Origin of the sequence: Streptomyces sp. Mut1, assembly GCF_030719295.1 — a bacterium.
Taxonomy (GTDB): domain Bacteria; phylum Actinomycetota; class Actinomycetes; order Streptomycetales; family Streptomycetaceae; genus Streptomyces; species Streptomyces castrisilvae.
Map to the genome: position 1 here is coordinate 1,107,582 of NZ_CP120997.1, position 12,392 is coordinate 1,119,973.

Annotated in this window: 12 protein-coding genes; 2 read left to right on the plus strand and 10 right to left on the minus strand. The window is 72.2% G+C overall.

Features of this window, described 5'->3' with window-relative positions:
- Positions 1-49 precede the first annotated feature (49 nt).
- The 9 genes from ruvA to pgsA form a co-directional block, all read right to left on the minus strand.
- Positions 50-676 (minus strand): Holliday junction branch migration protein RuvA, encoded by a 627-nt coding sequence (gene ruvA / locus P8A18_RS04460; RefSeq protein ID WP_306051951.1) that lies wholly within the window; start codon positions 674-676, stop codon positions 50-52.
- Complete coding sequence (ruvC, locus tag P8A18_RS04465) at positions 673-1,242, minus strand: crossover junction endodeoxyribonuclease RuvC (protein ID WP_306051952.1); 570 nt, start codon at positions 1,240-1,242, stop codon at positions 673-675. The genes ruvA and ruvC overlap by 4 nt, the downstream gene beginning before the upstream one ends.
- Before the next feature lie 125 nt (positions 1,243-1,367).
- The gene (locus tag P8A18_RS04470; protein WP_306051953.1) at positions 1,368-2,120 is read right to left on the minus strand and encodes a YebC/PmpR family DNA-binding transcriptional regulator; all 753 of its coding nucleotides are present in this window, start codon (positions 2,118-2,120) and stop codon (positions 1,368-1,370) included.
- Between the two features lie 61 nt (positions 2,121-2,181).
- Positions 2,182-2,775: a pyridoxal 5'-phosphate synthase glutaminase subunit PdxT gene (gene pdxT / locus P8A18_RS04475; protein WP_306051954.1), complete on the minus strand. Its 594-nt coding sequence runs from the start codon at positions 2,773-2,775 to the stop codon at positions 2,182-2,184.
- Positions 2,776-2,782: 7 nt separating this feature from the next.
- Entirely contained in the window at positions 2,783-3,703 is a 921-nt protein-coding gene (pdxS, locus tag P8A18_RS04480; RefSeq protein ID WP_306051955.1) for a pyridoxal 5'-phosphate synthase lyase subunit PdxS, read from the minus strand.
- A 230-nt stretch (positions 3,704-3,933) separates the two neighbouring features.
- The gene (locus tag P8A18_RS04485) at positions 3,934-4,488 is read right to left on the minus strand and encodes a LemA family protein (RefSeq protein WP_306051956.1); all 555 of its coding nucleotides are present in this window, start codon (positions 4,486-4,488) and stop codon (positions 3,934-3,936) included.
- A 70-nt stretch (positions 4,489-4,558) separates the two neighbouring features.
- Positions 4,559-5,722, minus strand: coding sequence for a glycosyltransferase family 4 protein (locus P8A18_RS04490; RefSeq protein ID WP_306051957.1), 1,164 nt, complete (start codon positions 5,720-5,722; stop codon positions 4,559-4,561).
- Complete coding sequence (locus tag P8A18_RS04495) at positions 5,719-6,687, minus strand: phosphatidylinositol mannoside acyltransferase (protein WP_306051958.1); 969 nt, start codon at positions 6,685-6,687, stop codon at positions 5,719-5,721. The genes P8A18_RS04490 and P8A18_RS04495 overlap by 4 nt, the downstream gene beginning before the upstream one ends.
- A complete protein-coding gene (gene pgsA, locus P8A18_RS04500; RefSeq protein WP_018551405.1) occupies positions 6,684-7,325 on the minus strand; it encodes a phosphatidylinositol phosphate synthase in 642 nt (213 codons plus the stop codon). The genes P8A18_RS04495 and pgsA overlap by 4 nt, the downstream gene beginning before the upstream one ends.
- 397 nt (positions 7,326-7,722) lie before the next feature.
- On the opposite strand from pgsA, the gene P8A18_RS04505 reads away from it, so the two are divergent.
- Together P8A18_RS04505 and P8A18_RS04510 are read left to right on the plus strand one after the other, a co-directional pair.
- Entirely contained in the window at positions 7,723-9,930 is a 2,208-nt protein-coding gene (locus P8A18_RS04505; protein ID WP_306051959.1) for an elongation factor G-like protein EF-G2, read from the plus strand.
- A gap of 154 nt (positions 9,931-10,084) precedes the next feature.
- Positions 10,085-11,755, plus strand: a complete 1,671-nt coding sequence (locus P8A18_RS04510; protein ID WP_306051960.1) for an AbeC-like domain-containing protein — start codon at positions 10,085-10,087, stop codon at positions 11,753-11,755.
- A 66-nt stretch (positions 11,756-11,821) separates the two neighbouring features.
- On the opposite strand, the gene P8A18_RS04515 is transcribed toward P8A18_RS04510, so the two are convergent.
- Positions 11,822-12,385 carry an HIT family protein gene (locus P8A18_RS04515; RefSeq protein WP_306051961.1) on the minus strand — a complete coding sequence of 188 codons (564 nt, stop codon included), beginning with the start codon at positions 12,383-12,385 and terminating at the stop codon, positions 11,822-11,824.
- Positions 12,386-12,392: the final 7 nt, after the last annotated feature.

Here is a 12,392-nt window from a genome sequence, read left to right on the forward strand (position 1 = left end):
CGCGGCCGTACGGTGCCCGGCCGGGCGTGAAGGGTGGCCCCGGGTCCGCTCAGCGCGCGCGGTTGAGGGTCTGCAGGGCGGCGCGCAGCAGCTGCGGCACGGGCGGCCGGCCGCCGGCCGCGAGGGCTTCCTCGGCCTGCGGTGCCACGGCGGCGACCGCCTCGTCCGCCTCGCGGGTGGCGTAGCCGAGGCCGATCAGGGCGGCCTGGAGCTGGTCCCGCCAGGAGGCGGAGACGGGGGCGCCGATGCCTTGTCCCGCGGCGTGCGCGCCGACCGGTTCGCCGAGCCGGTCCTTCAGTTCGAGCAGGAGCTTCTGGGCGCCCTTCTTGCCGATGCCTGAGACGGCGGTGAGCGCCTTCTCGTCGCCGGTGGCCACGGCGACGCGCAGGGCGTCGGGGCTGTGGGTGGCCAGCATCGCCTGGGCGAGCCGGGGGCCGACGCCGCTGGCGGTCTGGAGCAGCTCGAAGATCTGGCGTTCGTCGTCGTCGGCGAAGCCGTAGAGCGTCAGCGAGTCCTCGCGAACGACGAGGGAGGTGGCGAGCCTGGCCTCCTGGCCGATGCGCAGGGCGGCCAGGGTGCCCGGCGCGCACTGGACGGCCATGCCGATGCCGCCGACCTCGATCACGGCCGTGGTCGGGGCGAGCGCGGCGACGGGGCCGCTGACGAAGGCGATCATCGGGGGACCTTCCGGACGGGAACGGCTGCGGTGCGCGGGACGCGCGGGGTGCGGGCGGCGGCCGCCGCGTGCGCCTGCTGGAGACGGTTGAGCGCGGGGGCACGCCAGATGTGGCAGATGGCGAGCGCCAGCGCGTCGGCGGCGTCGGCCGGTTTCGGCGGGGCGTCGAGCCTGAGCAGCCTGGTCACCATGGCGCCCACCTGAGCCTTGTCGGCGCGTCCGCTGCCGGACACGGCGGCCTTGACCTCGCTGGGCGTGTGCAGGGCGACCGGGATGCCGCGCCGGGACGCGCAGAGCATCGCGACCGCGCTGGCCTGGGCGGTGCCCATGACCGTACGCACGTTGTGCTGGGCGAAGACCCGCTCCACGGCGACGCAGTCGGGGCTGTGCGTGTCGAGCCATTCCTCGATGCCGCGCTCGATGGCCACCAGGCGGTGGCCGAGCTCCGCGTCGGCCGGGGTGCGCACGACGCCCACGCCGAGCATGGTGAGCGGCCGGCCCGCGACGCCTTCGACGACGCCGACCCCGCACCTGGTCAGTCCCGGGTCCACGCCGAGTACCCGCACGGTCCGCCCCTCCCTGCCGATCGGTCAACTGTTCCAGCAGGCTATCGGGCGGCACCGACAATGCGGCGGGCCGACGGGGTGTGTCCCCGTCGGCCCGTCCACGACAGCTGCGCGCGGGGCGCGGCTCAGGCGTCGACCTTCTCCATGACCTCGTCGGAGACGTCGAAGTTGGCGAAGACGTTCTGCACGTCGTCGCTGTCCTCCAGCGCGTCGATCAGCTTGAAGATCTTGCGCGCGCCCTCCTCGTCGAGGTCCACCTGCATGGTGGGCAGGAAGTTGGCCTCGGCCGAGTCGTAGTCGATGCCCGCCTCCTGGAGCGCGGTGCGGACCGCGACCATGTCGGTGGCCTCGCTGACGACCTCGTAGCTGTCGCCGAGGTCGTTGACCTCCTCGGCGCCCGCTTCCAGGACCGCACCGAGCACATCGTCCTCGGACAGTTCGCCCTTGGGGACGATGACGACGCCCTTGCGGTGGAAGAGGTACGAGACCGAGCCCGGGTCGGCCATCGAACCGCCGTTGCGGGTCATGGCGACCCGTACGTCGGACGCGGCGCGGTTGCGGTTGTCGGTGAGGCACTCGATGAGCACCGCGACACCATTGGGGCCGTAACCCTCGTACATGATCGTCTGGTAATCGACGCCGCCCGCTTCGAGACCGCCACCGCGCTTGACCGCGGAGTCGATGTTCTTGTTCGGGACCGAACTCTTCTTCGCCTTCTGAATCGCGTCCACGAGGGTCGGGTTGCCCTCGGGGTCCACACCACCGGTGCGGGCCGCGACCTCGATGTTCTTGATCAGCTTCGCGAAGAGCTTGCCGCGCTTGGCGTCAATCACGGCCTTCTTGTGCTTCGTCGTAGCCCATTTAGAGTGGCCGGACATCTGCCTTCTCCTTCGCGTCACCAAATTCCGTACGAACCCGAGAGATCCTACCGGGATCGAGTCACCCCACGGCGCGCACCATCTCGGTGAAGTAGGCGTGGATCCGGTGGTCTCCGGTCAGTTCCGGGTGGAATGACGTGGCAAGGGCGTTTTGCTGGCGTACCGCCACGATGTGGCCGCCGTGCTCGGCGATCACCTGGGTGCCGGCGCCCACCGACTCGACCCACGGGGCCCGGATGAAGACGCCCTCCACCGGTCCGCCGTCGATCCCGGCGACCTCGACGGCCGCCTCGAACGACTCGTTCTGCCGCCCGAAAGCGTTACGGCGCACGATCATGTCGATGCCGCCGAGCGTCTCCTGGCCCGAACGGGGGTCGAGGATCTTGTCGGCGAGCAGGATCATCCCGGCGCAGGTGCCGTAGACCGGCATCCCGGCCCCGATCCGCTCGCGCAGGGGTTCCAGCAGGCCGAACAGCGCGGCCAGCTTGGAGATGGTCGTGGACTCGCCGCCGGGGACGACCAGGCCGTCCACCTCGGCGAGTTCCTCGGGGCGCCGGACCGGCCTGGCCAGGGCGTCCGCCGAGGCCAGGGCGATCAGGTGCTCCCGTACATCGCCCTGGAGAGCCAGGACGCCGATCACGGGGGTGTCGCTCATCGGTGGACTACCAGCCGCGGTTGGCGTAGCGCTCGGTCTCGGGCAGGGTGTCGCAGTTGATGCCGACCATGGCCTCGCCCAGGTTGCGGGAGGCGTCCGCGATGATCTTCGGGTCGTCGTAGAAGGTGGTCGCCTTCACGATGGCGGCGGCGCGCTTGGCCGGGTCGCCCGACTTGAAGATGCCGGAGCCGACGAAGACGCCCTCGGCGCCGAGCTGGCGCATCAGCGCGGCGTCCGCCGGGGTGGCCACGCCGCCCGCGGAGAACAGCACGACGGGCAGCTTGCCGAGCTCGGCGACCTCCTTGACCAGCTCGTAGGGGGCGCGCAGGTCCTTGGCGGCGGCGTACAGCTCGTTGTTGTCGTAGCCGCGCAGCCGGGCGATCTCGTTCTTGATCTGACGCAGGTGGCGGACGGCCTCGACCACGTTGCCCGTGCCGGCCTCGCCCTTGGAGCGGATCATGGCCGCGCCCTCGGCGATGCGGCGCAGGGCCTCGCCCAGGTTGGTGGCGCCGCAGACGAACGGCGTGGTGAAGGCGAACTTGTCGCTGTGGTTGACCTCGTCGGCCGGGGTGAGGACCTCGGACTCGTCGATGTAGTCGACGCCGAGGGACTGGAGGACCTGCGCCTCGACGAAGTGGCCGATGCGGGACTTGGCCATCACCGGGATGGACACCGACTCGATGATCTCCTCGATCATGTTCGGGTCGGACATCCGGGCCACGCCGCCGTCCTTGCGGATGTCGGCCGGTACGCGCTCCAGGGCCATGACGGCCACGGCGCCCGCTTCCTCGGCGATCTTCGCCTGCTCGGCGTCGACGACGTCCATGATCACGCCGCCCTTGAGCTGCTCGGCCATGCCGCGCTTGACGCGGGCGGTGCCGGTGGCGGGGGTGTCGGCGGACTGCGGGGTGGTGGGAAGCGTGGACACGGATCGACCTCACTGCGGGAAACGGATGCGGAACGTGCTCGGTGGCGCACTGCCGAGCAAACTCCCCGACACCAGTCCACAGCAAGGGCCAATAGGAGGCCGGTGGATCGTTCTGGCCGGCAGCGGACGGCCGCACGGGCGGTCCGCGTCCGCCGGGGGCCACGTCGGGCAGCGCCGCGAACACCGGGCCGCGGCGCGGGCGGGCCGCACCCCCGCCCCCACCGGCCGTCTCAGCTGCCGGGGCGGTCCGCCAGGGCCACCGGCGGCTCGTCGTCCATCTCGAAGGCCAGCGGGAACGGGGCGTGCCCGGCCAGCCGGAACCAGCGCACCGTGCGGTGGCGGCGCAGGGCCCGCGCGGCCCGCACCGCGTCGTTGTGGAACCTCCGCGCCATCGGCACCCGCCGTACGGCCGCCGCGAGTTCGGACGCCGCCTCCTGACCGCCCGGGATCTCCTTCACCGCCTCCACCTGCGCGCTCTCGCCGAACACCGCGCGCAGGGCCGTGCTCAACTCGCTCTCGGCGACCTCGCGGTGGTCCTGGGGCGACTGCCGCGCGGCGTGCGCGGCCTCGTACAGCACGATGGACGCGGCCGGGTCGAGGACCCCGGAGGTGGCCAGCTCCTGGGTGACCGAGGCGCGGCGCAGCAGTTGGGCGTCGAGGGCGGCGCGGGCCGCGTCGATACGGGTGTGCAGCCGGTCGAGGCGGCCGGCGGTCCAACTGAGGTACAGGCCGATCGCGACAAGGACGACGAGGCCGACGGCGGTCCAGATGAGGGTTTCGGTCACGGGCGGCAAGGCTACCGGTGAGCGCGCGCCGCCCGGCCGCGCCGGGCCCGGGGGCCCGCGCGGGACGGGCTCAGTCCCGGCCGGCCGGCCCGAACCGGGCGCGCAGCCCCGTGCGTTCGTCCGCCGCGACCGAGGCGGCGCCGTCCGTGACCGTCTCGTACACCGCGAGGATGTCCGCGCCGACCGTCGACCAGTCGAAGCGCCGGACATGGGCGCTGCCGCGCTCGCGCAGCTGGGCCCGCCGCTCCGGGTCGCCCAGCAGCCGCACCGCCGCGGCGGCCAGCGCCTGCGCGTTCTCGTTGGCGAACAGCTCGCCCGCCGAGCCCTGGTCCAGGACCTGTGCGAAGGCGTCCAGATCGCTGGCGAGGACCGGGGCGCCCGCCGACATCGCCTCGACCAGGATGATGCCGAAGCTCTCGCCCCCGGTGTTGGGCGCCACGTACACATCGACGCTGCGCAGCAGCCGCGCCTTGTCCTCGTCGCTGACCATTCCCAGGAACTCGACGCGCGAGCGCATCGGTTCGGGCAGCGAGGCGACGGCCTCCTCCTCGTCGCCCCGGCCGGCCACGAGCAGCCGGGTCTCCGGCCGGGCGGCCAGGATCGCGGGCAGCGCGCGCATCAGGACGGGCAGACCCTTGCGGGGCTCGTCGATGCGTCCGATGAAGCCGATCGTGCCGCCCTGCCACTCGGGCCGGGGCTCGGCGGCGGCGAAGAACCCGACGTCCACACCGTTGGGGATGACCACGGCGTCGCCGCCCAGGTGCTCGACCAGGGTCCGGCGGGCGTACTCGCTGACCGCGATCCGCGCGCTGATCTTCTCCAGGGCGGGTTGCAGGATCGGGTACGCGGCGATCATCGCCCGGGACCGCGGGTTGGACGTGTGGAACGTGGCGACGATCGGCCCCTGCGCCGCCCAGCACGTCAGCAGGCCGAGCGACGGCGAGGTCGGCTCGTGGATGTGGATGACGTCGAAGGTGCCCTCGTGCAGCCAGCGCCGCACCCGCGCCGCCGACAGGAAGCCGAAGTTCAGCCGGGCCACCGAGCCGTTGTACGGGACGGGCACGGCCCGGCCGGCGGACACCACGTACGGCGGCAGCGGCGTCTCGTCGTCGGCGGGCGCCAGTACGGACACCCGGTGGCCGAGCCGGATCAGGTGCTCGGCCAGGTCACGGATGTGGAACTGCACACCGCCCGGTACGTCCCAGGAGTACGGGCAGACGATGCCGATCTTCACTGCTGGTCTCCGCCCTGCTGGTCTTCGCGGGGTTCCAGGTCGGCGAGCCAGAGCCGTTGCAGCATGTGCCAGTCCTCCGGGTGCTCGGCGATGCCCACGGCGAACGCGTCGGCCAGGGCCTGTGTCATCACAGACGTCTTCCCGGCCCGGTCACCTGACTCCGGTACCCCGACCGGCGGATGGATCCGCGCCTTCATCACCGGCGTGTCGTCGTACGAGAGGGTCACCGGCAGCAGCAGCGCCCCGGTCTGCTGGGCCAGCAGCGCCGGGCCGGCGGGCATCCGGGCCGTGTCGCCGAAGAACGACACCTCCACGCCCGAGGACGACAGATCGCGGTCGGCGACCAGGCAGACCAGGCCGCCGGCCCGCAGCCGTCGCGCCAGCGTCCCGAAGGCGGCCCCGCCGTTGTGCGGCAGCACCTCCATGCCCAGCCCCTCGCGGTAGGCGACGAACCGGTCGTACAGCGATTCGGGCTTCAGCCGCTCGGCGACCGTCGTGAACGGCACCTTCAGGTCCGTGGTGACCCAGGCCCCCGCCAGGTCCCAGTTCCCCAGGTGCGGCAGGGCGAGGATGACGCCCTGCCCGGCGTCGAGCCCTTCCGTCAGCCGGTGCGCGTCCGTCACGTCGATGGACGCCTTGATCCGCTCCGGGCTCCACGTGGGCAGCCGGAACGACTCCATCCAGTAGCGCATGTACGAGCGCATCCCGGCCCGCGACAGGGCGGCGAGCCGGTCCGGGCCGGCGTCCGGCACGACCCGGGCCAGGTTGGCCTCCAGCCGCAGCACGCTCTTGCCGCGCCGCTTCCAGACCTGGTCGGCGAGGGTACGGAACAGGGCTCGGGCGGCCGGTTCGGGGAGCGTCTTGACCGCGGACCAGCCCAGCCCGTACAGCGCGTCGCTCAGCCGCTCGCCCGGACCGGGCCTCGCCTGCGGACCGGGCTTCGCCTCCCCGCCGGCGCCGCTCACCGCGCGGCCGCGTCGGCCTCGGCGGACTCGCGGCGCACGGTGACGACCCGCTGCACCAGCGTCACGAGGCTGCCGGCCGCCACGATCCACAGCGCGATCGGCAGCAGCACCTGGATGCCCGGCACACCGAACTTGTGCAGACCCGCGAGACCGGCGGCCACCAGCGAGATCACCAGGCGCTCGGCACGCTCCACGAGCCCGTTGACCGCCACCGGCAGCCCGATCGACTCACCGCGCGCCTTCGTGTACGAGACCACCTGACCGCTCGCCAGGCAGAAGATCGCGACCGCGCACAGGACGTTGTCGTCGCCGCTGCCCGCGTACCAGAGGGCGAAGCCCGCGAAGATCGCCCCGTCGGCCACCCGGTCGAGCGTGGAGTCGAGGAACGCCCCCCACCGGCTGGAGATACCGGCCTGGCGCGCCATGTTCCCGTCGACGAGGTCGGAGAACACGAAGATCGTGATAACGATCGTGCCCCAGAAGAACTCCCCCATCGGGAAGAAGACCAGCGCACCGGCCATCACCCCGGCCGTCCCGATCAGGGTGACCGCGTCGGGGCTCACGCCGAGGCGGAGGAGCAGTGCGGCGAACGGCGTGAGGACACGCGTGAAAAAGGCACGCGCGTACTTGTTCAGCATGGCCTTCCCGAGGGGTCGGTGGGCCGCGTGGCCCCGTCGGCCACCGGCTGGAGGGTGCTGAAGGTCCTGGCCGGATCAGGGAGCGGCGTCCGGTGCGGGCGGCTGCGAGGCGCCGGAGCGCCTCCATGGCGGAACCATTGAGGCGATTCGGCAACGCGCAGACGTACGTCCCGGGCGCCGCGAGCCCGGCCGGGGCCTTCAGCACCCTCCGCGCCCATCGTAGTCACGCCCGGGGCCCCGCACCGTCCGGGCACCCCGGACCCCGGCGCCCGGGCCCCGGGCGTGAGATGTGGACGCGGCCGTGAGGGAGTGCAAAGCTCGAACTACCGCGGGCGTCGCCGCAGCCGCCGCGGCGGCTCCCCCGTGCCCGTGCGCCAGCCGACGGAAGGCACGAACCATGGGCGACAAGGCACACGCACACACCGGAGCCGCCGGAGGGACACCGGCGGCCGGCCACCCCCGCACCCTGCGCAACGTGGTGCTGGTCGGCCACAGCGAATCCGGCAAGACCACCCTCGTCGAGGCGCTCGCGCAGACCGCGGGCGCCGTCAGCCGGCCCGGCCGGGTCGAGGACGGCACCACGGTGTCCGACCACGAGGAGACCGAGCACCGCCGGAACCGGTCCGTACAGCTGTCCCTGGTCCCCGTGGAGTGGGGCGGGTGCAGGATCAACCTGCTGGACACCCCCGGTTACGCCGACTTCGTCGGGGAGCTCAGGGCGGGGCGGCGGGCGGCGGACGCCGCCCTCTTCGTCGTCTCGGCGGCCCAGGAGGCCGAGACCGTGGCGGGCACCACCCGTGCCGTGTGGGAGGAGTGCGCCGCGGTCGGCATGCCCCGCGCCATCGTGGTCACCCATCTCGACACCGCGCGCACCCCCTTCGACGCGATGACCCGGCTCTGCGGCGAACTCTTCGGCGCCGACGACCCCGACGCCGTACTGCCCCTCCACCTGCCGGTGTTCGGCCCCGAGGCCGCCGACGGGCACGCCCCGCTGACCGGACTCACCGGCCTGCTCTCCCAGCGGGTCTTCGACTACTCGGACGGCGAACGGACCGGACTCCCGCCGGCCGGGGACCAGCAGGCGCCACTGGCCGCGGCCCGCGCCCGGCTGATCGAGGGGATCATCGCCGAGAGCGAGGACGAGACCTTGATGGACCGCTACCTCGGCGGCGAGAGCCTCGACCTCAAGACACTCACCGACGACCTCGAACGCGCCGTGGCACGCGGCACCTTCCACCCCGTCCTGGCCGCCGCACCGGCCGCCGAGGGTGCCCGCCGGGGCATCGGCACCGTCGAACTCCTCGACCTGATCACCGACGGCTTCCCGACCCCGCTCGAACACCCGCTGCCCGCCGTCACCACCCCGGACGGCGCCCCGCTCCCCGCCCTCGGCTGCGACCCGCTGGGCCCCCTGGTCGCCGAGGTCGTCAAGACGTCCTGGGACCCGTACGCCGGCCGCCTCTCGCTCGTCCGGGTCTTCTCCGGCACCCTGCGCCCCGACGACACCGTGCACGTCCACGGGCACGGGCTCGACGACCCCGGGCGCGAGGACCGCCCCTGCCACGAGGCGCGCACCCGCGTCGGCGCCCTGACCTCCCCCTTCGGGAATCAGCAGCGCCCCATCGACGCGTGCGTCGCCGGGGACCTCGCCCGGGTCGCCCGGCTGGAGTCCGCCGAGACCGGGGACACGCTCTCCGCCACCGCCCACCCGCTCCTGATGGAGCCCTGGACCATGCCGGACCCGCTGCTGCCGGTGGCCGTCCGGGCACACAGCAAGGCCGACGAGGACAAGCTCTCGCACAGCCTGGCCCGCCTCGTCGCCGAGGACCCGGCCATGCGCCTCGAACAGAACCGGGACACCGGCCAGCTCGTCCTGTGGTGCGTCGGCGAAGCCCACCTCGACGTCGCCCTCGACCGGCTGCGCGACCAACACGGCGTACAGGTCGACACGGTCCCGCACCGCGTCGCGCTGCGCGAGACGTTCGCCGGGCCGGCGAGCGGGCTCGGCCGCCACGTCAAGCAGTCCGGCGGCCACGGCCAGTACGCGGTCTGCGAGATCGACGTCGAACCGCTGCCGGCCGGCTCCGGCATCACGTTCGTCGACCGGGTCGTCGGCGGATCGGTGCCCCGCCAGTTCATCGCGTCCGTCGAGAAGGGCGTCCGCGCCCAGGCCGCCCGGGGTATCGCGGCCGGCCACCCCCTGGTCGACATACGGGTCGTCCTGCGCGACGGAAAGGCGCACTCCGTGGACTCCTCCGACGGCGCCTTCCAGACGGCCGGCGCGCTGGCCCTGCGCGAGGCCGCGGCCGACGCGCACGTCCGGTTCCTGGAACCCGTCGCCGAGGTCCGCGTCCTCATACCCGACGACTACGTCGGCCCGGTCATGAGCGACCTCTCGGGCCGCCGCGGCCGGGTCACCGGCACCGAGCAGTCGGGCTCCGGCCGCACCCTCGTACGCGCCGACGTGCCCGAGCTGGAGATCGACCGGTACGCGGTCGACCTGCGCTCGCTGACCCACGGAACCGGCCGGTTCAGCCGCTCGTACGCCCGCCACGCACCCATGCCCGCACAGCTCGCCGACCGCGTCCGCGCCCAGGACGGGTGAGCCGGAATACGCCGCTGCGCCACCCGTTGTCCACAGGGCCGGACGGCGTACGTATCCGGACGATACGCTGGGACCCCAGCTCAGAAAGTGTGCCGGGCACGGCAGTTGGGAAACAGCCGCAGGAGCGGTTCCTCGGTGGTGAGTGGGGGCGACAGTGGCCAGCAACGGATTCGATTTCTCTCCCGGAGCGCAGATTCCGCTCCAGGGGTCGGCAGGCGCGGCGGTGGCGACCAACGCCCTCGCCTCCGCCGCGTACCGCGACAGCCCGGTGGAGGACATCCTCAAAGCCAACAGCGAGTGGCACAAGTCCGAGGTGAAGGCGGGCCGTTCCACCTTCCTCAAGTCGGACTACTTCAAGCCCAACCTCGGTGAGGCCTTCTCCCGCGCCGTCCAGGAACGCATGCTGGGCGGGGCGCGCGGCGCCCTCATCCAGTCCTTCGGCAGCGACCCGCAGACCGTCGTGGAACACTGCCTCTCCGCGTCCCGCCTGCGCAAGGCCCGCGACACCAAACTCACGGCCATCACCGCCCTGTTCGGGTTCGTGTTCCTGCCCGGCATGCTGCTGTGGGTCATCGTCTTCCGGCTGCGCGACGGTCTCGCCAAGACCACGGACAAGGCCCTGACCGCCCTCGGCAACAGCCTGCTGCCGATCTTCGGCATCGGGCTCGTCTTCCTCATGGTCAAGCTGCCGGTGACCGGAATCCTCGGGCTGTACCTGCGCGCGATGGTCGTCGCCCCTGTCATCGGCTGGTATCTCGCCAAACGGATCGCGGAGAAGTCCGCCCAGGACCTGCGCGGCCGCTGGGAAGGGGTGCTCTCCGGAGGCGGCGTCACCGCCAAAATCCCCGAAGCGGTCCCCAAGAACCCCAGCGAGACGTCCCGCGAGGCGCTGCGCCAGGGCCTGGAGAAGCTCTCCGCCGAGCAGCAGTCCAACTCCGTGTTCTACGCCGGCCCCAAGGGCATCCTCGGCATGGGCACCCGCTGGGGCAGCTGGCAGCTCGCCGAGGACCTCGTCTCCAAGGACCCGGGCAAGGAATTCCACCAGTTCCGCAGCTGGGACCTGATCCGCGTCATCCACGACCAGCTCAAGATGCTGGAGCGCGGCCCGCTGAACACGGGCGGATTCCCCACCCCCTCGGTCACCCACTGGATCGTCTCGCCCGTCGGTGAGAACGCCGGCTCCGTCACCCGCCCCGAGGGCGAGGACGTCGCCACCTTCCAGATCAAGCCCCACGAGATACAGCGGATCTGCAACCACCAGCAGTTCGGCGGCGGAAACCGGCACTACCTCGGCGTGCAGTTCACCCTCTGGGACGGCCAGCTCGTCATCACCATGATGATCACCGTCACCGTCCTCTTCGAGACCCTGCGGATCGAGGTCACCGGACACGCCCTCGGCCCCGTCCACTCCCTCTTCACCAGCAAGCCGTCCGCCAAGACCAAGACGGTCAACAAGACCGTCAGGTTCTGGGAGACCCGCGACATCACCCTGGCCCTGGTCGACGCCCACGAGGTCACCCGCCTCGCCCTCCGCGCCCCCTTCACCTGGTATCCGCCGCTCCTGGACTACCTCGGCGGCAAGATCGCTCTCCCCGAGCCCTTCGGTCTCCGGCACGCCTGGGCCGAGAAGCCGTGGCGCCACCGCTTCATGGCCGACGACGCGATGCGCGCCGCCACCCCCGTCCTGCGCGTCGTGCACAACGCCGCCGTGAAGGTCCTGGACGAGAACGGCGTCGACACCGAACGCTTCACCAACCGCTCCTCGATACTGAGCGGCCTCGTCCAGGACCCCTCTCCCCGCAAGGCCGACCTGTACGACGCGTAACCGAGCGCCCACGCGTGTGGGGCGCCCCGGAAAGCTCCGGAGCGCCCCACACGGTGAGTCCTGGGATCAGGCGGCGCCCGGCCAGGCGTCGGCCAGCATCTTGCGCGTGTCCGCCAGCAGCTGCGGCAGCACCCGGGTGTGCCCGACCACCGGCATGAAGTTGGCGTCGCCGCCCCACCGGGGCACCAGGTGCTGATGCAGGTGCGCGGCGATCCCGGCCCCCGCCACCGCGCCCTGGTTCATGCCGATGTTGAATCCGTGCGCCCCCGAGGCGGCCCGCAGCGCGGTCATCGCCCGCTTGGTGAAATCGGCCAGCTCCAGGGTCTCCGGACCGTCCAGCTCGGTGTAGTCCGCGACGTGCCGGTAGGGCACCACCATCAGGTGGCCGCCGTTGTACGGATACAGATTCAGCACGGCGTAGACCTTCTCACCGCGTGCCACGAGGAGCCCGTCCTCGTCCGACAGCGCCGGAATGCCACAGAACGGACAGCCGTCCCCGGCCTCCGGGCCGGTCGGCTTGTTCTCGCCCTGGATGTACGCCATCCGGTGGGGCGTCCACAGGCGCTGGAACGCGTCGGGCGTCCCCACTCCGATCTGCTGCTCCGGCTCACTCGTCATGCCGATCAGCATATTGCTT

Coding starts and splice junctions, on each gene's coding strand:
- ruvA (WP_306051951.1), bottom strand. CDS start 676: ATGATCGCCTTCGTCAGCGGCCCCGTCGCCGCGCTCGCCCCGACCACG.
- P8A18_RS04470 (WP_306051953.1), bottom strand. CDS start 2,120: ATGTCCGGCCACTCTAAATGGGCTACGACGAAGCACAAGAAGGCCGTG.
- pdxT (WP_306051954.1), bottom strand. CDS start 2,775: ATGAGCGACACCCCCGTGATCGGCGTCCTGGCTCTCCAGGGCGATGTA.
- pgsA (WP_018551405.1), bottom strand. CDS start 7,325: ATGCTGAACAAGTACGCGCGTGCCTTTTTCACGCGTGTCCTCACGCCG.
- P8A18_RS04505 (WP_306051959.1), top strand. CDS start 7,723: ATGGGCGACAAGGCACACGCACACACCGGAGCCGCCGGAGGGACACCG.
- P8A18_RS04515 (WP_306051961.1), bottom strand. CDS start 12,385: ATGCTGATCGGCATGACGAGTGAGCCGGAGCAGCAGATCGGAGTGGGG.